20 protein-coding genes are annotated in these 22,141 nt (G+C 60.8%); 11 read left to right on the top strand and 9 right to left on the bottom strand.

Annotated elements, in window-relative coordinates; genetic code table 11:
* Positions 1–646 precede the first annotated feature (646 nt).
* From AC3EA7_RS00900 to AC3EA7_RS00860, 9 genes are all read left to right on the top strand, one after another.
* Complete coding sequence (locus AC3EA7_RS00900; protein ID WP_488612140.1) at positions 647–871, top strand: hypothetical protein; 225 nt, start codon at positions 647–649, stop codon at positions 869–871.
* 226 nt (positions 872–1,097) lie between these two features.
* On the top strand, positions 1,098–1,280 hold the full coding sequence (locus AC3EA7_RS00895; protein ID WP_488612139.1) for a Txe/YoeB family addiction module toxin: 183 nt from the start codon (positions 1,098–1,100) through the stop codon (positions 1,278–1,280).
* A 284-nt stretch (positions 1,281–1,564) separates the two neighbouring features.
* Positions 1,565–3,343: a methionine--tRNA ligase gene (metG, locus tag AC3EA7_RS00890; RefSeq protein WP_488612138.1), complete on the top strand. Its 1,779-nt coding sequence runs from the start codon at positions 1,565–1,567 to the stop codon at positions 3,341–3,343.
* A 107-nt stretch (positions 3,344–3,450) separates the two neighbouring features.
* Positions 3,451–3,792: a hypothetical protein gene (locus AC3EA7_RS00885; RefSeq protein ID WP_488612137.1), complete on the top strand. Its 342-nt coding sequence runs from the start codon at positions 3,451–3,453 to the stop codon at positions 3,790–3,792.
* A 62-nt stretch (positions 3,793–3,854) separates the two neighbouring features.
* Positions 3,855–4,760 (top strand): MBL fold metallo-hydrolase, encoded by a 906-nt coding sequence (locus AC3EA7_RS00880; RefSeq protein WP_488612136.1) that lies wholly within the window; start codon positions 3,855–3,857, stop codon positions 4,758–4,760.
* A complete protein-coding gene (locus AC3EA7_RS00875; protein WP_488612135.1) occupies positions 4,757–5,872 on the top strand; it encodes a hypothetical protein in 1,116 nt (371 codons plus the stop codon). Before AC3EA7_RS00880 ends, AC3EA7_RS00875 begins: the two co-directional genes overlap by 4 nt.
* 3 nt (positions 5,873–5,875) lie before the next feature.
* Positions 5,876–6,691, top strand: coding sequence for a universal stress protein (locus AC3EA7_RS00870; RefSeq protein WP_488612134.1), 816 nt, complete (start codon positions 5,876–5,878; stop codon positions 6,689–6,691).
* Positions 6,692–6,712: 21 nt separating this feature from the next.
* Positions 6,713–7,645, top strand: a complete 933-nt coding sequence (locus AC3EA7_RS00865; RefSeq protein ID WP_488612133.1) for a methylenetetrahydrofolate reductase — start codon at positions 6,713–6,715, stop codon at positions 7,643–7,645.
* Positions 7,646–7,653: 8 nt separating this feature from the next.
* Positions 7,654–9,063 (top strand): aspartate kinase, encoded by a 1,410-nt coding sequence (locus AC3EA7_RS00860; protein WP_488612132.1) that lies wholly within the window; start codon positions 7,654–7,656, stop codon positions 9,061–9,063.
* Between the two features lie 90 nt (positions 9,064–9,153).
* Here AC3EA7_RS00860 and AC3EA7_RS00855 read toward each other — a convergent pair whose 3' ends face one another.
* Positions 9,154–9,834, bottom strand: coding sequence for a hypothetical protein (locus tag AC3EA7_RS00855; RefSeq protein ID WP_488612131.1), 681 nt, complete (start codon positions 9,832–9,834; stop codon positions 9,154–9,156).
* A gap of 53 nt (positions 9,835–9,887) precedes the next feature.
* A complete protein-coding gene (rsmI, locus tag AC3EA7_RS00850) occupies positions 9,888–10,592 on the bottom strand; it encodes a 16S rRNA (cytidine(1402)-2'-O)-methyltransferase (protein WP_488612130.1) in 705 nt (234 codons plus the stop codon).
* Positions 10,593–10,769: 177 nt separating this feature from the next.
* Between rsmI and AC3EA7_RS00845 the strand changes: the two genes are divergently transcribed.
* Together AC3EA7_RS00845 and AC3EA7_RS00840 are read left to right on the top strand one after the other, a co-directional pair.
* Positions 10,770–14,483: an ATP-binding protein gene (locus AC3EA7_RS00845; protein ID WP_488612129.1), complete on the top strand. Its 3,714-nt coding sequence runs from the start codon at positions 10,770–10,772 to the stop codon at positions 14,481–14,483.
* A gap of 161 nt (positions 14,484–14,644) precedes the next feature.
* Entirely contained in the window at positions 14,645–15,796 is a 1,152-nt protein-coding gene (locus AC3EA7_RS00840) for an aminotransferase-like domain-containing protein (RefSeq protein ID WP_488612128.1), read from the top strand.
* 5 nt (positions 15,797–15,801) lie between these two features.
* Here the strand turns inward: AC3EA7_RS00840 and AC3EA7_RS00835 are convergent, their stop codons facing one another.
* The 7 genes from AC3EA7_RS00835 to AC3EA7_RS00805 all read right to left on the bottom strand — a co-directional run bounded on the left by AC3EA7_RS00835 (position 15,802) and on the right by AC3EA7_RS00805 (position 21,718).
* Positions 15,802–16,320: an HD domain-containing protein gene (locus AC3EA7_RS00835; RefSeq protein ID WP_488612127.1), complete on the bottom strand. Its 519-nt coding sequence runs from the start codon at positions 16,318–16,320 to the stop codon at positions 15,802–15,804.
* Between the two features lie 105 nt (positions 16,321–16,425).
* Complete coding sequence (gene meaB / locus AC3EA7_RS00830) at positions 16,426–17,376, bottom strand: methylmalonyl Co-A mutase-associated GTPase MeaB (protein WP_488612126.1); 951 nt, start codon at positions 17,374–17,376, stop codon at positions 16,426–16,428.
* A 4-nt stretch (positions 17,377–17,380) separates the two neighbouring features.
* Positions 17,381–17,785: a cobalamin B12-binding domain-containing protein gene (locus tag AC3EA7_RS00825; RefSeq protein ID WP_488612125.1), complete on the bottom strand. Its 405-nt coding sequence runs from the start codon at positions 17,783–17,785 to the stop codon at positions 17,381–17,383.
* 11 nt (positions 17,786–17,796) lie between these two features.
* Positions 17,797–18,783, bottom strand: coding sequence for a prephenate dehydrogenase (locus AC3EA7_RS00820; RefSeq protein ID WP_488612124.1), 987 nt, complete (start codon positions 18,781–18,783; stop codon positions 17,797–17,799).
* Positions 18,780–19,394: a hypothetical protein gene (locus AC3EA7_RS00815; RefSeq protein WP_488612123.1), complete on the bottom strand. Its 615-nt coding sequence runs from the start codon at positions 19,392–19,394 to the stop codon at positions 18,780–18,782. The genes AC3EA7_RS00820 and AC3EA7_RS00815 overlap by 4 nt, the downstream gene beginning before the upstream one ends.
* A gap of 11 nt (positions 19,395–19,405) precedes the next feature.
* The gene (locus AC3EA7_RS00810) at positions 19,406–19,876 is read right to left on the bottom strand and encodes a PDZ domain-containing protein (protein ID WP_488612122.1); all 471 of its coding nucleotides are present in this window, start codon (positions 19,874–19,876) and stop codon (positions 19,406–19,408) included.
* A 546-nt stretch (positions 19,877–20,422) separates the two neighbouring features.
* Positions 20,423–21,718, bottom strand: a complete 1,296-nt coding sequence (locus AC3EA7_RS00805; RefSeq protein ID WP_488612121.1) for an MGDG synthase family glycosyltransferase — start codon at positions 21,716–21,718, stop codon at positions 20,423–20,425.
* Between the last annotated feature and the right edge of the window lie 423 nt (positions 21,719–22,141).

Here is a 22,141-nt window from a genome sequence, read left to right as displayed (position 1 = left end):
CGCTCCACGGTTTCGGCTTCCCCCGCGCAAAGGAACCGAACAGAAGGGCGAACTCGATGAAGTCGTGAGCGGCCAGCAGGTCGCGGGCCTTTTCAATTGCGATCATAGGCAGCCTCAAGGATTGTCGTTGATCGAATGTTCGCCGTAGCCTCGCTTCGACCGGCTCAGCGCTCCGCGTCGCTCACATCGCTTGGATAGGGTGTGCGTGTCATGCTGAAAGCATACCACGTTTATCTCCGAAGTACATAACAGGCTCTCAGGATACCAACCGCGTTATTCGCGGTTAGTGCTATAGTTTATCAGTTCCGACGCTAATGCACAACAAAGCCCTTTCGCCTCCGTGTCCGAGGCCATCCGAAACCTCGCTACGTGATGTGCAACCACGGCGGGTGCGCTGCTTGGCGAACGATTCCTGCGAGCCGAAAGTGGCCTCTCTGTCACCAGAGAACGCCGCTCATATTGACGTTGAGCAAATGGTGGTGTGCGCGATAGCGAGTGCAAGGGCGGTACACCAAGTGGCGGTCAGTCAGACAAGACGTTCAAGCGCCCGCTGCGCAAGGCGCGACAGTCAACGCGCACCAGCAGTGTCGTGGACGCGCATCACTGCGCAGTGGCATCAGCAGCCCCGGCGAGGCTTTCACTTGCGGTGAGCGCCGTCGAACCGCTTGCGGTGAGCGCGGTCGAACTGCGTGCGGTGAGCGCCGTCGAACCGCTTGCGGTGAGCGCGGTCGAACCGCGTGCGGTGAGCGCGGTCGAACCGCGTGCGGTGAGCGCGGTCGAACCGCGTGCAGTGAGTGCGGTCGAACTGCGTCCTCAGCGCGGGCTTTCGCCCGCATCGCCCCGGCGGAATTGTACGACTGACCGCGCATGAGTATGACATTGATGAGTCCACTGCACACTGGCTTCACCACCAAGGACCCGAAGCGCACGAAGGGGAAGAACCATGAAGCGCATGTCCTTTGTGTTCCTTTGTGACCTTCGTGGTTGCTGCACAAAGGCTTCACCACCAGGGACCCGAAGCGCACGAAGGGGAAGAACCATGAAGCGCATGTCCTTTGTGACCTTCGTGGTTACCTTCGTGGTTACGGCTTTTTGCAGTGAAATCATTGATCGAAGCCGTTATGCACAATCCTTTCCAGGGTATTGGCAAGCCGGGATCGCTCAAGTGTCCGGGTGCAGATGTATGGTCGCGGCGGATCACGCAAGAGCATCGTCTGGTGTATGTCGTCACCAGGGATCGGATCGAATTCCTTCAAACGCGCTGCCACTACATCAATTGACTCTTCTCTGCCGGACGTGCTATACTCCTGCTACACGTATTTGCTCATCGTAACCTGTTGAAACCCATGCATACTCCGCGAGACATGCACACTACCGACGCAATGCGCGTTCTGGGGATGCGTATGGCGTCGCCTGCGGTCTGCATGTCGCCAGAGTAAGCCAATCGGTATCGACGAATGCAGGCCGTGGGCAGCAGCAGCGCCCACGGCTTTTGTATTGAGGGTTGCATATTCGCCAGATTTCGCCTATCCTTGCACAGAGCATAGAAAGGTAAAGGTTCTCTATGCCCGACGCCATTCTGGTTGCAGTCGCCTGGCCCTACGCCAACGGCCCGTTTCACGTCGGTCACATCGCAGGCGCGTACCTGCCTGCCGATGTCTTTGCGCGCTACCAGCGCCTGCGCGGGAACCGGACGCTGATGGTCTCCGGTTCCGATTGCCATGGCACGCCGATCACGATTGCCGCCGAACGTGAGGGCATCTCGCCGCAGGACGTCATTCGGCGCTACCATCCCACTTTCCTCAAAACGTTCCAGGCGCTCGGCATTTCGTTCGACCTGTTCACGCAGACCTATACCGACAACCACTATCGGGTGACGACCGATATGTTCCTGCGGTTGCTGGAAAATGGCTACCTCTACAAGGACACCATGGTCGGCTCGTATTCCGAGACGCTGGGACGATTTCTGCCCGACCGCTTCGTTGAGGGAACCTGCCCGAACTGCGGGTATCCGCGCGCGCGCGGCGATCAGTGCGACAGTTGCGGGCATCTGCACGACCCGCAGGACCTCATTGCGCCGCAGTCGGTGCTCGATGGGGCGCCGGTCACCTTCCGCGAAACGGAGCATTTCTTTCTCGATCTGGCGAAACTCGAACCACCACTGCGCGCCTGGATCGAGAGTGTTGACCGGAGTTATTGGCGCGCGAATACGCTACTCTTTACCCAGAACTGGCTGCGTGAGGGGTTGCGCGGGCGCGCCATCACCCGTGACCTGGAGTGGGGCGTGCCGGTGCCGGTTGATGACCCGACGTTCAAAGACAAGCGCATCTATGTCTGGTTCGATGCCGTGATCGGCTATTTCTCGGCGTCGATTGAATGGGCGGAACGCATCGGCGCACCTGATGCCTGGAAGGAGTGGTGGGTGTGCCTGCCTGATGGATCGGCGCCGGCGCGGTCGTACTATTTCATCGGCAAGGACAATATTCCTTTCCATACGATCATCTGGCCCGCGATGCTGATCGGCTATGGCAATCTGGCGCTGCCGTATGACGTGCCGGCCAATGAGTTCCTCAATCTCGAAGGCGACAAGATGAGCACGAGTCGCAACTGGGCGCTGTGGGCGCCGGAGATTGAGGATCGGTATCAACCCGACGCCATTCGCTACTACCTGATCGCCAATGGACCGGAGACGCGCGATAGCAACTGGAGCTGGGCGGATTTCGTCCAGCGGGTCAACAGTGAATTGGTGGCGACGTGGGGCAACCTGGCGAACCGGGTGCTGAGCGTCACCCATCGCAATTTTGGCGTTGTGCCGCAACCCGGCGCCCTGACCGATGCTGACCGTCAGTTGATTGCCGCAACCCAGCAGACGTTCGAGCGTGTGACGGCGCTGCTCGACGGAGTGAAACTGCGCGCGGCGTTGAACGAGGCGATGGCGCTGGCACAGGCGGCGAACCAGTATCTCAGCGAACAGGAGCCGTGGAAACTGGTCAAGAGCGATCAGGAACGCGCCGCAACCGTCCTGTTCGTGGCGCTGCGCACGGTCGATACGCTCAAGATGTTGTTCTGTCCGTTTTTGCCGTTCAGCAGCCAGCGGTTGCACGAACTGCTCGGCTACACCGGAACTATTGCGCCACAGCCGCAAGTCGAAGAAACGCGAGCGCCGGATGGATCGCCGCGTCTCATTCTGACCGGTGACTATGCCGCCAGCGCTGGCGCCTGGGGGATTAGCGTGCTGGCGCCAGGGCAACCGATCCAGGCGCCGACGCCGCTGTTCCAGAAACTCGATGAAGCGATCGTGACCGAGGAGCTTGCGCGCCTGCACGCAAAAGTGCGTTCGTGAAAGGGGCATGCGAAAGACCGGGTATCAATGCGAAGATGCGGGTGTGAGGAGGAGATCGCGCATGACGGAATGGGAATAGACAGTCGTTCCAGAGGAGAAAAGCACGCATGAATGAGTGGGTCCTTCGTCTGATCGTCGCGCTCATCTTCGCAGGCATTCTGGCATATCAGGCGCGCGCTGCCGTTGGTCGGCCAATGACGCGCCGCGCCTATACCCTGGGGGCGACAGCGTTTCTCGCGCTTGCCGCGCTCAATCTGGCGTTGGCGACCGGCGCCGGGTTCGGTATTATCCAGATTATCCTGGGCGCCCTTGCCGTAGGACTCCTGCTCTACGCCGTGGCATCGCTGCTGATGGGTGCGCGCGCCGGTGAAATGCGCCGTGGACAGGAATCAGCCGCAAAAATGGTCGAAGAGTTCAAAAAACGAAGAGAACGCCAGGAGGAGGGGTGAACGTGCGGCGCTGCCTCGCCCAACGTTGAGACGTTGCGTCGCAACGTCTCAATCCCGATCATATGCCATTATTACACTCGATCACCACCCATACCGCCTATCTTCCGGGCGCCAATAATCTGGGCGTTGTTCTGACCGGTGATGGCGGCGCGATTGCCATTGATACCGGTCTCGACAAGGATACTGGTCGCTTGTTGCGGCGAGCGCTCGATGAGGCGGGGCTTCACCTGCGGGCAATCGTCAGTACTCATCATCATGCCGACCATATTGGCGGAAACGATTATCTGGTGCGCAACCTTCCCGGTGTGTCCGTGTATGCGCCACGTATCGAGGCGCCCCTGATCGAGAATCCGCTGCTCGAACCGATCTACCTGGCGCTCGGCGCAAGCCCGCCGGCTGCGCTTCGCACCAAATGGCTCATGGCAAAAGGCGTGCCGGTTGATCATCTCATCGATGGCAACACAGTGAAAATTGCCGGAGTGACGCTGGAAATCATAGCGTTGCCGGGGCATAGTCTGGGACAGATCGGCGTGGCGTTCGATGGCGTCTGCTTTGCGGCGGACGGATTTTTTGGACCTGAGGTGCTGGCGAAGCACGGTATTCCATATGCGCACGATGTCGCTGCGCAGATGGCATCACTGGAGCGATTGGCGGCGCGCGACGAGCGGTTTTTCCTGCCCGGTCATGGCAGGTTGACGCAGCGCAGTGATCTGTCCGCGACCCTCCAGGTGAACCGGCACGCCATCGAGCGCGCCATGCACGCAGTACGCGACGCACTTGCCGAACCCGGCGACACGCCGGCTGTGGCGCGTCGGGTGCAGCGGGCGCTGGGTCTGACGATTACTGGATTGCCGCAGTATGCCATTTTTGTCTCGGCGGTGGCGGCGCACCTCGGCCACCTTGAGATGCAAGGCGACGTAACGCTGGTTATGACCGACGAGGGCGCAGTATGGCGCAGCGGGTCATGAACGACGATGATATAGTCAAAGTCGGCACAGTGACAGAGACGCCCGACGAGGTGCGCAGCATGTTGTTGATTCCCGGCTGGATGCTGCGGATTACGTCGGCAATGGCGGGCGTCTTGCTCTTTGTGCTGGCGCTCGATCTGCTCAAAGAAGGGGCGCGCGAATACGGACAAGCGATGATCTCCTTCTTCAATGTGACGAGTCCGGTTAGCGCGCTCGGCTTCGGCTGGTTGCTGGCGTACATGTTTCTCAGCGGCTCGCCAGTGGCGGCGATCGCGGTCACATTCTTTGCTGCCGGAACCCTCGATGCGCTGCAAACGTTTACCATGATCACAGGGTCACGTCTGGGGGCGTCGCTGATTGTGCTGGGGGTCGGGTTTCTGTACTATCTTCGTGGGCACCGACGTGCGGCAAGTATTGCCATCGGCGTGCAGGCGCTCATCACCACTGCTGCGATTTATCTGCCGGCAATGGCGCTTGGCGTCTGGGCATTGACATCGGGACTGGTGCAAACAATTCAGGCTGATGCTGATGCACCGCTAAAGTCGGTCTTCGACTGGTTGTATGAACCGGTGCTGGCGGCAATCGATGCGCTGGGCGTTCCGGGATGGGCGCAGTTTGGTGCAGGCATTGTGGCGCTGTTGACGGCCTTCGCCCTGCTCGACCGCGCATTGCCGCAAGTGGATCCGGAGTCGAATGCGTTCAGTCGCATTGGCCGGTTGGTGTATCGCCCGATGGTCATGTTTGCGCTCGGCATGGCGGTGACATCGGTTACGATGTCGGTGTCGGTCTCGCTTTCGATCCTGGTGCCGCTGTCGGTGCGCGGCCTGGTGCGACGCGAGAATACATTGCCATATATCATGGGAGCGAACATCACAACGTTCATCGATACGCTGGTGGCTGCGCTGATCGTCGGCGGTGCCGCAGCGTTTACCATTGTGCTGGTGGAAATGGTCAGCGTAGCGCTTCTGTCACTGATCGTGCTGTTGTTTTTCTATCAGACGTTTCAGCGATCAATCCTGCGTCTGCAAGACGCCATTGTGCGCAACCGAACGACCCTGGCAATCTTTCTGGCAGTGATGTTCGTCGTGCCGGTCGTCTTGCTCATCTTCTGAACTATGAACCTGCTGATCTATGCCGGTCCTGGTTCCTGGCGCGATGAAGCGCTTGCCGTCGCCGCTCAGTTCGCCGGGCAGGTTGCGACGTCAATTACCCTGGTGACGGGCGGCGGCATCCGCAATGCAGAACTGCTCGACGACGCGGTGGCGCGATTGGGGCTTCCGCCTGATGTGGTCATCAAGCGCCGGGTGGTGGAAGGCACGCCGCACGAAGCGATTCTGACAGTCGCCGGCGAAACGATGTATGATCTGGTGATCTTCGGTCGCTTTCAGCGTCCGCTGGAACGCTTGCTGCCTCTGCGGCGCAGCGACGCATTGACGCGCCAGTTGCGCACGGCGGTGTTGCGCGTCAGCGGGCCGGCGCGCTCCATACGGCGCTTGCTGCTTGCCAGCGGCGGCGATCAGCATACGTTTGCCACTGCTCGATATGTGGCGCTGCTGGCAACGCCATTGCAGGCATCCGTCACCCTGCTGCACGTCGTCTCGCAGCAACCGGTCGTGTTCGAACCACTGGCGCCGCTGGCTGCCGATGAGGCGACGTTCCTGGCAGGTGAAACGCCAGAAGCGAACACGCTGCGTCAGTCCGCCGCCTGGCTGCGTGAACGCGGCGTCATGGTTGCGACACGGGTGCGTTTCGGTCTGGTGCTGGACGAAATTCTGGCAGAATTGCATGAGGGAGATTACGACATCCTCGCGGTTGGAACCCATCACGCCGCCGGTCCGCTGGATCGCGTGTTGCTCGAAGATTTGACCGGCGATCTGCTGGATCGCTGCCCGCGCACGGTGCTGGTTGCCCGGCGCGCCGCTCACGATTGAACATTTGTTACAATAATAACCATGAAAAGCTACAGTCAATTCCAGCGACGATTACAGGCAGGGCAGATCGTCGTGACCGGCGAGATCGCGCCGCCGCGCGGCGCATCCCGCGCTGCCGTCGAACGACTGGCGCTCGGTCTGCATGATGCTGTTGATGCGATTAACCTGACGGATAACCAACGCGGCCTGGGGCGCATGTCGGCGCTCGGCGCCGGGATTATCGTCCGTCAATTGGGACTGGAGCCGATCGTGCAGATGACATGCCAGCATCGCAACCGGATCGCATTGCAGGCGGACGTTCTGAGCGGCGCAGCGTGCGGTATCACCAACTTCCTGGCGATGACCGGCGATCACCCGAAGATTGGCGATCATCCCGATGCCAAGAGTGTGCTGGACCTCAACTCGTTCCAGTTGCTCAAAATGCTGCGCACCATGCGCGATGAGGGAAAATTTCAATCCGGCGTCGCGCTGACCGAACCGCCCCTTTTTTTCCTTGGCGGCGTCGCCAACCCAAATATCGAGCGCGTCGCCCGTCTCGAACGTAAGGTTCAGTTCGGCGCTGAGTTCATCCAGACGCAGATCCTCTTCGATCTTGATCGCTTCCGACAGTGGATGGCGGATGTGCGCGCCGCTGGCCTGCATCAGCAGGCGTACATTCTTGCGGGCATCATGGTCGTCAAGTCGGCGCAGTCGGCGCGGTTCCTACGCGATCATCTGCCCGGCTCCCGCGTGCCCGAATGGGTCATCGAGCGGATGGAGCGCGCCCATCTTCCCGAAGAAGAGGGGATCGCCATCGCCGCCGAACTGACCCGCGAATTGCTCGCTATCGAAGGGGTGCGCGGCGTGCATGTCATGTCGGTCGGATGGACCAAAGCCATTCCGCTGGTCGTGGAACGCGCGGGCTTGCTGCCACGCCCGCCATTACCCCCGTCAGACGCGAGCAACCAGACATGAATGCGCCTATGGTGGTAATGAAATTCGGTGCAGTGGCGGTGAGCGATGCCAGCCGGATTAATGATCTGGTGCGCATCGTTCGCCACGCGATTGATGAGGGGCAGGCGCTCGTCGTTGTCTGCACCGCGCTTCCGGCGGTCACCGACCTGTTGATCGGCGCGGTGCGGGCGGCAGCGCGCGGCAACCTCTCCACCGCCAAACAGGCGCGCCACGAGTTGTGGCAGCGCCATCGCTTGCTTGCCGAACGTTTGGTGACCGATGACTGGGAACGTGAGACGCTCTATCAGTCCTGGGCGGACCTGCTCAAATCGTTCGACCGAATTGTGCGCGCGCTGGCGACGCTTGGCGAACATTCGCCGCGCAGCAGCGACGCCGTCGCCGCTATTGGCGAACGCTTCATTGGCTTGCTGCTGGCAGTGGCGCTCCGACGCGCCGGCGTTGCAGCCCAATTGATCGATGGCGCCGAGTTGATTGTGACCGACGATCATTTTGGTCATGCCCGTCCGCTGCCGGACGAAACCGCTGCGCGCGCCCGGACGCGCCTGCTGCCGCTTACCCAATCGCGTATTGTCCCGGTCGTGACCGGCTACATCGGCGCTACGCGCCAGAATATCATCACGACCCTGGGGCGCGGCGGCGGCGATTACTCGGCGACTCTGATCGCGGCAGCTCTCGATGCCGATGAGGTGGTTATCTGGACGGATGTGGCCGGCATTCTGACGGCGGACCCGAAGATTGTGCCCGAAGCGCGCACATTGCCGGAACTGTCGTACATCGAGGCCGCCGAGATCGCCACCCTGGGCGCAGAGGTGCTCCATCCGCATACCCTCACGCCCCTGGCTCATCGTCGTATTCCGCTGCACATCCGCAATCTGGCGCAGCCCGACATGCCGGGCACGTGGGTGGTCGCTGAGCCGCGCGTGTCGTCCGACACGGCGCGGACGATCATTTCCGCTCCATCCATCAGCCTGATCGAGATCAATATGAGTCCACTGGCTGCGGCGGAACTCGGCTGGGCGCCGGAACTGGCGGCGCGGGTGCTCGCCGAATTGACGAACTGCGGGATTGAGGTGCTGACCTTTGCCCAAAGTTTCAGCGAACGAAGCCTGCTCCTGGCGGTGCGCACGGCTGATGTTGAGTACGCATACGAGCGTATTGAGACGTGTCTGTTGCCAGAACGAGAAAACGGCGCGCTTCGCACGCTCAGCCTGCGATCGCCGGTGGCGCTGGTGGCAGTGCTCAGTGCGCCGGGGAGTGCGCACCTGGCGCCGCGCGCCCTGGCAGCGCTGGCGCGTGTGTCGGCCACAGTGCTGGCGATGGTCTATGGCAACGCCTCGCACCATCTCTCGTTCATCGTCCCGGAAGAGGAGATGAGCAGCGTTGTGCGCGCACTGCATCGCGAATTGATGCAGGGATGAGTTTTCGAGTGCGGTTGAAAAAGTGAAATAGGTGGGCGAAGGCACTGCCTTCGCCCACCCATTTCTTGAAGCGAGTTTTCAGACATACTCTTACTTTCCGCCGGTGATCAGTTCATATGCCGCCCGGCTGCGGTTCCAGCGCACTCCCGCCGCCTGAGTGTATGGCTCGCCGCTGCGGTTGATCGGCAGCACTGCCACTACCGGCGGCTGGGTTGTTTCGATGAGGAGCATGATCGCAACCGGATTGTTCCTGGCATCATTCGATGGCGGGAAACCGACCGCCATTCGCTGACCGATAGTTACCCCGGAGCGACCCATGCTGACCAGCGTCTGCGGTCGCCCGGCAGCGTCCGCCTGCACAATCACCGCTTCACTGACGCTGCCGATGTAGCCGGTGTAGCCAGGACGGCCGAAGGTGGGACCGGGTGTGACGCTTGCCGGTTTGTACGCCACAACATCTGCCCGTCCATCGGCATTCAGATCGCCGCTGTAGGCAATCGTCCATTCTGGACCGACCAGCGACTCGGCGCCGGGCGCCAGCGTGGGGCGTGTGGCAGGCGGCGGCGGGACGGTGGGTGCAACGGTGGCAGGAAGCGATACAGTCGGCGGCGCAACGGTGACCGGCGCCGGATACGCCGTTACGACCGCCATAATCGATACGTCACTGGTCGGCGACGGTCGCCCGGCAAACGGGTTGGCGCAACTGCCAGACGCCATTCCGACGAACACGAACCCGGCAAGCGCAAACAGATGCCGGAATACTGATTTCATACACGCCTCCGCAACGACTCAGAAGACGGATGATGTGCAGTGTAGCATGATCGCTATCCGACGTCTACATCGTCATCGTCGCGCGCTGCGCGTGTGGATGCGCCGGCGATCACCAGCACATATTCACCCTGGACTCGCGCCGATGCCAGGTGCGTCAGCAGGTGCGACAGAGTTCCACGTTCGACATGCTCGAACTTCTTGGTCAGATCATTTGCCAGCGCAGCCGGTCGATCACCGTAGATCGCCAGCGCATCTTGAACGAGCGCCACGATGCGGTAGGGACTTTCATAAAAGATGAGCGTATGGGGCGAGTCGCGATCCACCTCGAGAAAACGCCGGCGCGGACCGGGCTTGCGCGGCGGAAAGCCGCGAAACGTGAAACTGTGGAGTGGTAGCCCGGAAAGGACGAGCGCCATGATGAGCGCTGCTGGACCGGGGATCATGGTCACATCAATGCCTTTGGCAATGGCGCTGCGCACCAACGTGAACCCCGGATCGGCGATGCCGGGGGTGCCGGCGTCGCTGATCAGCGCCACCGTCTTTCCCTGGCGCAACAGTCCCATCAGACGTTCGCCCGCCTCGCGTTCGTTGTGTTCATGAAAAGAAACCAGCGGTTTGCGAATATCGTAGTGTTGAAGCAAAATGCCGCTCTTGCGGGTGTCTTCACACGCAATCACGTCCGCCAGGCGCAGCGTGTCCAGCGCCCGCAGCGAGATATCGTTCAGATTGCCGATGGGGGTGGCGACAATGTACAGCATCGGCGATATTGTACTCCACGAGCAGTGATCGTGTCGAGCGTCACCCGATGCACATATGACCGTTTTGACATTGCATTCCTGTGTTACAATGCCTTACTGTCAGGATTAAGCATCCTCGCAGCGCCATTGAACCATCAGGCATGCGCTAAAGCGGCTTCCGCTCTTCCTGGGTGAACTATGGCAGCAGTTGCCGCACCACAAGCGGCAGACAAAGAAGCGGCGTCCAGGCGATCTTTTTTATGCAGTCTGGTAAATGAATCGCCGTGGTCTGCCATTCTGATCGACTCTTCGGGCATGATCGCAGCGATCAGCCCGGCGGCGCGTCGCCTCCTCGGTCTCCAGGCTGACGCGCCTGCGTCTGCCATCCTGCCCGCCGGTATCGATGAATTGACGCAAGCGCGCTTTCACCAAACGCTTATCTGTGCATATGAGCGCACTTCTGGCGCTCCATGGGTATTCCAACGGCTCGAACCTTCACCTGCCGAAATCGAAGCATTGCCGATTGTGATCGACGACACTGGATGGGTGTCGGTCACGGTGTACGAACCGTCACGCCAGGCGGTGCTGCACCGGCTGATGACCACCCTTCAGCAGCGCCTGCACCAACTCCACAGCGCAGCATCGCTCCGCGAAGCGTGCGATCAGGTGAGTGCACACCTCCTTCCGTCAGGCGTCAGCCTTTCGGTCATTGCCTGGAAGAACGATGGCTCATCGCCTGTTCTCCGGTATGCACCGCCGCCATTCGAGCGCATCGTCCTCGATGCAGGCGCTCTGGACCCGGCGCTTCAGCCGACGTCCCCACTGTTTCTTGAGTCCATCTCCCCTGCCCCGATCAATCAGATCGCGCGCGCAGCGGGAGCGCGCGGGCACGTGGCGTTGTTACTGCCGGGAAGCGGACATCGGCAACACATGCTGCATCTGTGGGGCAGCAGCGTTTCACCGGACCAGATGATGCTGATCGGCGCAATTGCTGCACTGATCGCGTCGCTGCTGGCGCAGATCATCGAACGCGAGGAGAGAACACGTCATCAGCGGCGTCTCGATGCCCTTTGGGAGGCAGCACAGGCAATGGTATCGCATCGGACTGTCGATGACGCGCTGCGCGAACTCTGTCGCCGAACGCAGATCATGCTCGATGCCGATCACGCCAGCATTTATCTTCCCGCCGGCGATCCCGGCCTGCTTGTGTGTGTAACGGCAACCGGCGTCGCGGAACACCTCTGCGGCAGGACGCTGCCGGTGTTCAGCAGCCTGCTCGGGCGCACCTTTCGCACGGGTTCGACCATGTTTTTCACCGATCTCGCAGCGGAAGCGGAAATGTACCGTCCCTTCTGGGAGTCACATCGACTGAAGGCGGCGCTGAATCAACCGTTGCGCCATCACGAAAGCATTATCGGTGTGCTCAGTGTCGGATGGCGCCAGGCGCCTGAACGAAATGACGATGATCATCTCATCATCCGCCGTTGCGCCGAACTGGTCACAGCCGTTGTGTCCGGAGCGCAAATACACCAGACATCGTTCTATACGACGTATCATCGTCCGTTGTTTGAGCAGGCGGAAGAGTTGATATTCGGTCTGGCGCAGGATGGCACGATTCTGCGCTGTAATCACGCCGCCGCCATGCGGGTCGGCGCCGCCCCCGGCATGTCGTTCTGGAGCCTCGTAACCCCTGCCTGTGAAGATCAGGTCCGGCGACATCTTCAGGAAACCGGCGCCTTCCGCCAGTCGTCTCCTCCATGGACCTTCGAGATGATCGGTGTTCAGGGGCAACCACTCCTCCTCGAAACAACTGCACAGGTGGTCCGGATCGACCCGGCGGTGACCGAAATTGATCTGATCTGTTGCGATGTCACTGCGCGCCGCGCTGCCGAACAGGAAATGCAACAACTGCACCTGGAGCTGACCACCTTGCTGCGCGTCAGTCAGGCAATCAATCGCACGACCGATCTTGAGAACATTCTGCGGGCAACGCTCGACATTATCGTGCAGGCGCTGAATCTTCGCGCTGCCGCCATCGTTCTGCACGACGCCGATGGTCATCTACGCTTGAAGTATTGCAGTGACATGTCGCCGGCTACAATCGAGAACTGCGATCAATGGCTCAGCCATCTCTTCGCCGAAGAGCGTGAGGCGTTGACAAACGGCGCGTCCCGTGTGGTCAACGTTGAGGCGCTACGCATTCAGACGCCCGATGAACCGGCGCTGCAACGGTTGCCGGACAATGTTGTCTATCTTTTGATCACCCCATTGCTGATTGACGGTGTGGTCATCGGGTTGCTCGAATGTCTCAGCACGCAGCGTCCATTTGAGATGCGCGATATGGAACTGATGGAAGCAATCGCAACGCAACTGGTGCAGGCGATCCGCAATGCGCAGACCAACCAGGAGATGCGTGAAACGTCGCTGATGAACGCGCGCCTCTATCGTGAAGCGGAGGCGATGCGCGCGTATCTCGACGCCATCATCCAGAATGCCCCCGATGTGCTGATCGTCTGCCGGCCCGACATGTCGATGCAGCCGCTGAACCAGGAGCCGTTGACCGCGCTTGGGTACCAGCGTCACGAACTCGCCGGTCAATCGTTGCTGCGCATCGTCCCCTCCGATCATCGTACTACGCTGACGCGCGCCTGGCTTCAGGTGCGGCAGGGCGAGTCGCAACGCGTCGAGATGGATCTGCTGCGCGCCGATGACAGCCGTTTTATGGCGCTGGTTTCGTTCGATCTGATCCCCGATTACAACGAGGTGCTGGTCGTCATCAAGGATGTGACCGAACTGCGGCGACTGGAGGCTCAGGTGCGTCAGCACGAGAAACTGGCGGCGCTCGGTCGTCTGGTTGCCGGCGCTGCGCATGAGTTGAACAATCCGCTGGCAGTTATTCTTGGGCTGTCGCAACTGCAACTTGGCGAGGATATTCCGCCTGCTGTGCGCACCGACCTCGAACAGATCGAACGCGCCGCCAGGCGCGCCGCCGCGATTGTGCATCAACTACGCGCGTTTGGCCAGCCTCGCACGCTGGAACTCGCTCCGCTCGATCTGTCTCTGGTTGTCGCTGAAACATTGCAGCGCCTCTCCGCCGCGATCGCCGCCGAGAATATCGCTGTGACGGTCGATCTGCCTCCTGATGCGCCAAACGTGCTCGGCGAATTGCATCAGATCGAGCAGGTGGTGTTCAATATCGCGCTGAACGCGATTCAGGCGCTTGCACTCCGTCGGCCCGGCGAGCCGCGTCGTCTCCGCTTCAGCGCCAGGGCGGACGCAGAAAGCGTTGTCCTGGCGATTGAGGATACCGGACCAGGGATCGCGCCGGAACACCTGTCGCGCGTCTTCGAGCCATTCTTTACCACCCGCGATGTCGGGCAGGGCATGGGGATGGGACTTGCCGTCGTGTACAGCATTGTCCAGCAACATCACGGTGAGGTATGGGTCGAGAGCAGTCAGGGTGTCGGAACCATCTTCAGGGTGCGCCTGCGACAGGCTCATGGGAATCCGCAGGAAGAAAGAACGCCGTCGGCGGCCATACCGCGCAACCTCTCTATTCTGCTCGTTGAAGATGATGATCTGGTGCGCACGATGGCACAGCGCGCGCTGGAACGCCTCGAATGCCGCGTCGATGCCGTCTCTCGTGGCGAGGAGGCGCTGGCGCGCGCACTCGTCTGGAATTATGCGCTGGTGATCACCGACCTCCAGATGCCCGGACTGGACGGCGTTGAACTGTATGAACGGCTGCGGGCGCTTAAACCATCCCTGCGCTGGCTCATTCTGGCGGGTGATACCATGGGTGAACGGAGTAGCGTCTTTCTTCAGCGCACCGGACTGCCCGTGCTCCACAAGCCGTTTACCCACGACCAACTGATCGAACGCATTGCCACAAGCCTGGAGCAGAATACATAGGTGACTTCACTGCAAAAAGCGGTAACCACGAAACCACGAAGGTCACAAAGGGACACAAAGGACATGCGCTTTATGTTTCTTCCCCTTCGTGCGCTTCGGATCCCTGGTGGTTAAGCCTTTGTGCAGTGGACTCATAGGTTCAACCGAGGCGCCAGACTCCGATGTTCCCTATTGTTCAAATTGTTCACCGCCCCGGCATTCTCGATCTTGGTTGGGGGCATCCTGATCCCGCCGTGCTGCCGGTGGCGGCGCTGCAACGCGCCACAGCAGCCGTGCTCGCGCGCTACGGCGCCGACGCCCTGGCGTATGGCGCCGAACGTGGACCCGGACCTCTGATCGCGTGGATCTGCGCGCGCCTTGCGCATACCGATGCGCGCGCGCCTGACCCAACCGATGTTGTGATTACCGCCGGCGCATCACACGCGCTCGATCTCCTCTGCACGATCTGCACGTCCCCCGGCGACACGGCGCTCGTCGAGTCGCCGACGTACCATCTGGCGGTGCGCATCCTGCGCGATCATCCGCTGAACTTAGTCGCGGTTCCATCCGATGCTGGCGGCATCGATGTCGATGCATTGGAGATGCTGCTGGCGCGCATGGCGCGGCGCGGTCAGCGGGCGCGTCTGCTCTATTTCGTGCCTACGCACCATAATCCCACCGGTGTCTGTCTGAGTCTCGAACGTCGCAGAGCGCTGGCAATGATCGCTGCCAGGCATGGCATACTGCTGGTCGAGGACGATGTCTACCGCGAACTGAGTTACGACGATCCGGCGCCGCCATCAGTGTGGAGCATAGCGCCGCCGGGCACGGTTGCGCGCATCGGGTCCTTCTCCAAATCGCTGGCGCCTGGCTTGCGGCTGGGATATCTGACCGCTGACTCGTCACTGGCGCAACGTCTGATCGGCAGCGGATTGCTCGATAGCGGCGGCGGCCTCAATCCGTTTGTCGCGTTGACTGTGGCTGAGGTCTGTGAGTCCGGCGATTTCGATGCGACGATTGCGCACTTACGCTCCACATACCGCGCCCGACGTGATGCATTGGCTGGTGGGCTGCGCGAACACCTGCCGCCGGAGTGTCGCTTTGCCGTGCCGGACGGCGGGTTCTTTCAGTGGGTGGAATTGCCGGAAGGGGTCGATGCCGGGGAGTTGCTGCCGCATGCCGAACAGACAGGCGTCTCGTACCTTCCCGGATCACGTTTTTATCTCGACGCACCGCACCGCAACACCTTGCGGTTGGCATTCAGCCTGTATGCGCCGCATCAACTCGTCGAAGCGGCGCAGCGCCTGGGAGAAGCCATTGCGACAGTCGTGTGACAGGGCTATGGTGTATACCGTGTGCGCCATCGTCGGAACAGCCGTCGCCGTGATCGATGACGATAGTAGGGATCGGTTTCTTTCAGACGACGACGCTCTTCCAGACTGCGCCCGTCGATCAATCCCGCCAGAAACTGCTTGATATCCCCCAGCGACGCGGCTTTATCCGCCAGCGCCAGCACCCATGCCTCGCGCGAAGTCGGCGTGGGACCAAGCGGATACATATGACTCTCGATCGCCGCACAGACGGCCGGGTCCTCGCCTTTTGCGGCAGCCCAGCGTGCTGCAATATACCCATGCGTCGTCAATGTGCCTGCGCGCGAGTTGATGTCGTGAAGCAGGGCGGCGCGCACACAGGTCCGCGTGTCGGCGCGCAGCAACTGGCTCAGATAGTACGCATGTCGTACTGAACGGGTCAGATGATCGTGTTTGGGAATACTGTGATGCATGTGATGGCGGGTTTCGACAACTTCCGGCAGGTTCAGGAGATCGCGGATGTAATCGAAGGCGGCGTGATATTCCATGCAGACCTCTTCCTGAAACAACGATGCGTCAATGGCGTCTCACCAATGCCAGTGTTGGTTATACCACGCCGGCAGCGGGAATGGCATTCCCCATGGGTACTGATTTTATTCACCCGAATGTGATAGCCCCCGCTCGAGCAGGTGATCCGCAGCGGCATACGGATCGAGCGTGCGCGCAACGATCTGAGCGATCAACGCTTCCCATTCGGAAGGTGACACTCGCGCGCGCACCCGCTCAAGCACCGTCTCCTGGAGGATCAAGCGCAGTTCATGAGCGGCGCGTTCCTGTTCGCACCCCGTGAAGCGTCCACTATTGCGCAGATAGTCCAGATGCCGCTCCGCTGCGGTCGCAATCGCTTCAATGCCTTCACCGCGTATTGCCACAGCGGTCAGCACCGGCGGCGTCCAGCCGTCAGCCGGCGGATCGGCCAGACTCAACATGGCGCACAACTGGCGAACCGTTTGTTCAGCGCCGTCGCGGTCGGCTTTGTTGACGACCAGCAGATCGGCGATTTCGAGAATGCCGGCTTTGATCGCCTGAATATCATCTCCGGCGCCGGGAGTCTCGATCACAATCGTGGTATGAGCAGCAGCGGCAATCTCGACCTCGCCTTGACCGGCGCCGACCGTCTCGACCAGCACCACATCGAAATTGGCGGCATCGAGCAGCGCCACGGCATCGCCAGTTGCACGGGCGATGCCGCCTAACCGCCCGCGACTTGCCATGCTGCGAATGAACACGCCAGGATCGCCGCTGAGCGTTTGCATGCGGATGCGATCACCCAGAATGGCGCCACGTGTAAATGGTGAGGTGGGATCGACCGCAATAATGCCTACCGTGCGGCCGGCGCGTCGCCAGTACGCCGCGAGCGCGGCGACCAGCGTCGATTTACCGGCGCCGGGAGCGCCGGTCACGCCAATAATGTGCGCGCGACCGGTCTGCGCAAAGAGGGCGCTCAGGAGGGAGCGCGCCTGCGGGCCGCCAGTTTCAACCAGGGTTAGCGCCTGCGCCAGGGCGCGCCGATTGCCGTCCAACAATGCCTGGGCCAGATCCACGCGGTCAGGTCCTCGTCTCGCATCGTTCCTGAATGAAACGCACGATCTCATGGGTCGGAGCGCCGGGTCCATACACTTCGGCAATGCCGTGCTGTTCTTTCAATATCCGGGCATCATCGTCGGAAATGATGCCGCCTGCCACCACCAGTACATCGTGCATCCCGTGGTCGCGCAGCAATTCCATCAGACGCGGCAGCAGGGTCATATGAGCGCCGGAAAGGATTGACAGACCGATCACATCGACATCTTCCTGCAGCGCCGCCTCAACGATCATCTGCGGCGTCTGCTGAATGCCGGTATAGATCACTTCCATACCCGCATCACGCAATGCGCGAGCGATGACTTTCGCGCCCCGGTCGTGCCCATCGAGACCTGGTTTTGCAATCAGTACGCGGATTGGACAATCCATGGGAACCTCATTTACGGTTGTTTGCGCTGACGTGAACCGGAACCCCAGCGCCCGAAGAGTCCCGGTCGTTCATAAGCCATATCGATCATCTCGTTGAACTCTTGCTCGCCGGGGCGCATATTGGGGCGTTCTGCCAGCCACTGTTCACGCGCCTCCTGCGCCTGGCGAAACCACGCCAGCAGCGCCTCGCCATCGCCGGCGGCGACCTGATCGCGCAATTCCGCCAGGCGCTGCGACATTTCGTCGAGCCAGCGCGCCAGCGCCTCGCGGTTGGTCAGGCAGATGTCGTGGTGCATTTCAGCGCTGCCCGACGCCAGCCGGGTCACGTCGCGAAAGCCGGTTGCCGCCAGCGGCGCCATCTCGCGCCAGCCGGGGCTGCGACTCACAATGTCCATGAGCGCCGTTGAGAGCATGAACGGCAGATGCGAGACGCCCGCCACATACGCATCATGCTCGACCGGATCGATATAGTAGAGTTTGGCGCCGATCTGTTCAACCATTGCCTCAACGAGACGCATGGCAGTCTCACGAGTCTGCTCACGTGGCGAGAGGCAATAAATGGCGTTGCGGAACAGATCCGGCGAGGCGGCGGCAGGACCGGACTTCTCGCTTCCCGCCATCGGGTGCCCGCCAATAAAATCGACAGTGGCGGGCAGGATCTCGCGCGCCCATGCAAGGACCTGCGTCTTGGTGCTTGCTACATCGGTCACCGTCGCTCCAGACGGCAACAGCGGCGCGAGATCGGCGAATACGGTACGGATCGCCTGCACTGGAACCGCAACGATGACCAGATGCGCGTCACGCACGGCATCAGCCAGCGTGCGCGCCTCGCGATCAATGGCCAGGCGACCGCGCGCCTCGGAAAGTGCACGCGCATCCGTATCGAAACCGATGACCGTGATGGCGCCCAACGGTGACTCACGCTCATTCGCGGAACGCAGCGCCATGCCGAGGGAAGCGCCGATCAATCCAACGCCGATGATAGCAATCTGGATCATGATTCAGGCTCGACAAACGACAGAAACAACAATTCAGCAACTCCGATGATCAATGCAACCAGGACAACCGCAACCGGCGTGAGCGTCCTCAGTCCCGCCAGAACAATGATCAACGCGGCCAGCAAGCCAATCTCGTATGCCTGGCGTCGCGCGCGGCGGCGATCATAGCGACGCGCACGCTGCCGGAAGAGACGTTGCCCCGCTGCATAGAGCAGCGGCATCGCCAGCGACGAAAAGAACCAGAAGGCCGCGAGCGCCATCACCGCATACACCGGCGCCTCTGGCAACGACAGCAACCACCCGGTTGGCGGTGGAACGAATGCCAGTATGTACAGGAGCAACGTCGTTCCAGCTACGCCCTCGAGCGCCAGACCTGTCAGACAAAACTGGCGTTCTACTGGTGCAAACGTCAGCAGAGCAGCGGCAATAACCATTATATAATATACCATGCGTTCTGGCGCATCATATGGTTGCTGGCGATCAACGAATCCCCATATCAGCATCGCCAGCGTCCCCGCCCAGCAGAGACCAGCAAGCGACGCAAGCAGCAGTACAATCCGTCGCGAGAAAGGCGACGTTGCCGTTCCGCTTCCACTTTCCTCGCCAGACATAGAACGATGCATCACAGATCAGCCGGCTCTTCACCGCGAGCGGTGTAGTACACGCCAAGATACGGCAACCGCGGATTGCCAGGGAAGGCGCCGAGCGCCACACTCAGCGCCTGCTCGCCCTGGTCGCGGAGAATGGTCAGACGAATCGTGTCACCTGCGCGGTAGCGCAGGAGCTCGTTGCGCAGATCACGTGCATCCTGGACGTACACCCCTTCAATCGCCACAATGACATCACCGCGTGTCACTCCTGCGCGCGCCGCCGGACCGCTGCGATCAAGGCGCGTCACCAGCACGCCGAGATCGGGTAGAACTGGTTGCAGCGCCGCAGTTGCGCTCAGTTCGAGGCGCACCTCACGCCGACCAATGTCGCGTCCGGCGATCCAACCGCTGATGCCAGCAAATAACCCACACCACAGGCACAAAAGAGCTGTGATGGCTATTGATCCTGCAATCCACCATGGTCTGGGTGCGCCTTCGGTCATACGTCTTCCAACGACTATCGTTCAGCAGGGATTAGGGATTAGGTTTTGGCCCTTGCCGCCGCCCGCTGCGCTGCGGTTATCCACAAAGAACACAAAGACACACAAAGGACGGATCGCACAATCCACTTTTCCGCCTGCAACTTTCAACATTCAAAGCGCTACATATGCAGGGGCGCACCGCCATGCGCGGGCGCTCTGCCGGCGCGCCCCTGCATGCCACCTTCCTGCGTTCAACGTTCAACGTTCAACACGCAACGTTTTCACCTTCCCACCTGCAACCTTCAGCCTGCAATGGACGTGTCTCTCGCCTCTCGCCTCTTGCCTCTCGCCTCTCACCTCTCGCCTCTTGCCTCTTGCCTCTTGCCTCTCGCCTCTCACCTCTCGCCTCTTGCCTCTTGCCTCTTGCCTCTCGCCTCTTGCCTCTCACCTCTCACCTCTCACCTCTCACCTCTCACCTCTCACCTCTCACCTCTTGCCTCTCACCTCTCACCTCTCACCTCTCACCTCTCACCTCTCACCTCTCACCTCTCACCTCGCGCCTCAGTTCTACACCCGCCTGCCCGACGACGATCGTCTCCAGCGCACCAATCCTCTGAGGCGTGGCAGGCGCCATCGCCGCACAATCGCACGCGGGCGCGGCAGGCGCACCGACGGCAGACGCAGGCGACGACGGCGACGAACCGGTGGCGCTAGGTGCAATTGCTCCAGCAGAATCGATGCGATCTGCGTCGCGCCATCGCGAGGAACCGCATCAACCAGACGCGCTGTGACCGCCGCATAGGTGGAGGGTTCCATCAACTCCGCCAGTACCGGCACGATTCGATCGATGGTCGGGCAGAACAACCCCAACTCATGGTTCAGCACGAAATCGATATTGCCGCGCTCCTGCATGCCAACCGCCTGTGTCACGATAACCGGGCGACGCATCACCAGCGTCTCCATCAGTGTGCCGGGACCCGCCTTCGAGATCACGATGTCGCTGGCGGCCATCAACTTTTCCATATTTGTCACGAAGCCGAAGATATGCACATTCGGACCGAAACCGCTCTGCTCGAGGCGCTCGCGCAACGCCGTGTTGCGTCCGGTGACAACCAGCAACTGCAACTGCGGATACGCCGTGTGAATGTTGCGCACCAGCTGCTCGATATTACCAGAGCCAACCCCGCCGCTTGTCACCAGCACGGTAAACAACTCCGGCGCAAGACCGAGGCTCGACTGTGCGGCATCGCGAGACTGATGGTACGCAGCGAATTTGGGATGGACTGGGAAACCGGTGCGCACCAGTTTACTCTCCGGCATACCCAGGCGAAGCATCCGCTCATAGGCTTCGTTAGTAGGAACGATGCATAGTTCTGCATCCGGATCGGCCCATGATGCATGCAGGCTCACCAGATCGGTCACAACAGTAATGAAACGAAACGAAAGGCGGTAGGTGCGGCGTGCATTGCCGATCAGACGGTTGAGCAACGGATGCACCGACACCACCAGCGTCGGGCGAACCGCTTCCAGCACGCGCAAAATATTGCGATGCGCCGCGAAATAGACAACCTTCGTCAACGCATCGATACGTCGCCGACCGTCGGTCAGGCGATAGAGTGTATCGTAGAGCGACAACCAGCGCGTCGAAAGTTTATCGTAGACCACCGGCGCATCCCGCACAACCGGCACGCCGGTATGAGTAAAGATGTCGATGATATACGTCTCGACCGCATGACCAACGCGTTGTTCGATCGCAGCGGCGATCGCCTGTGCTCCTGAGCGATGACCGCCGCCGGTGTCAGAGATGGCGAACAGAATCCGCGGCACACCGCCGGTTGACGACTCTCCATATGCATTGGACATACTGTCTGCCGCCGGGGGCGCCGGCCATCTCGAAGGCTCGCGATCACCAGCGCGTTATCACTGTGCGTCTCTTTTCGGCATCATCGTACCATACCGTTCTCTAACGTGCAAAACGGAACGGGACTTGACATGCTCTTAATGTCGTGCTATAGTATCCCATGCTACGAGAAACGCCACATGGCGGCGACGCTCAGAGATAAAACAGAAGAGAAACGGGCTTGACAAATGCAAGTCTGCGTAGTATACTCTTCTGTACGGAACAACACGTCTCTGGAGAGACGAGCGACGTGAAGCGATAGCGACAACCGAGGACGCGACAGAGGAGCCGTTGCCGCTGTCGCCAGGCCGGTCAGACCAGCAGGCGCGACCGCCTGGTTTTTTGTCGCCCGTCGCGGGCACCTTCACAACTGAATCGTGACGCGC

It is taken from the genome of Roseiflexus sp., from assembly GCF_057785375.1.
This window is presented reverse-complemented; position numbering and strand designations above follow the sequence as displayed.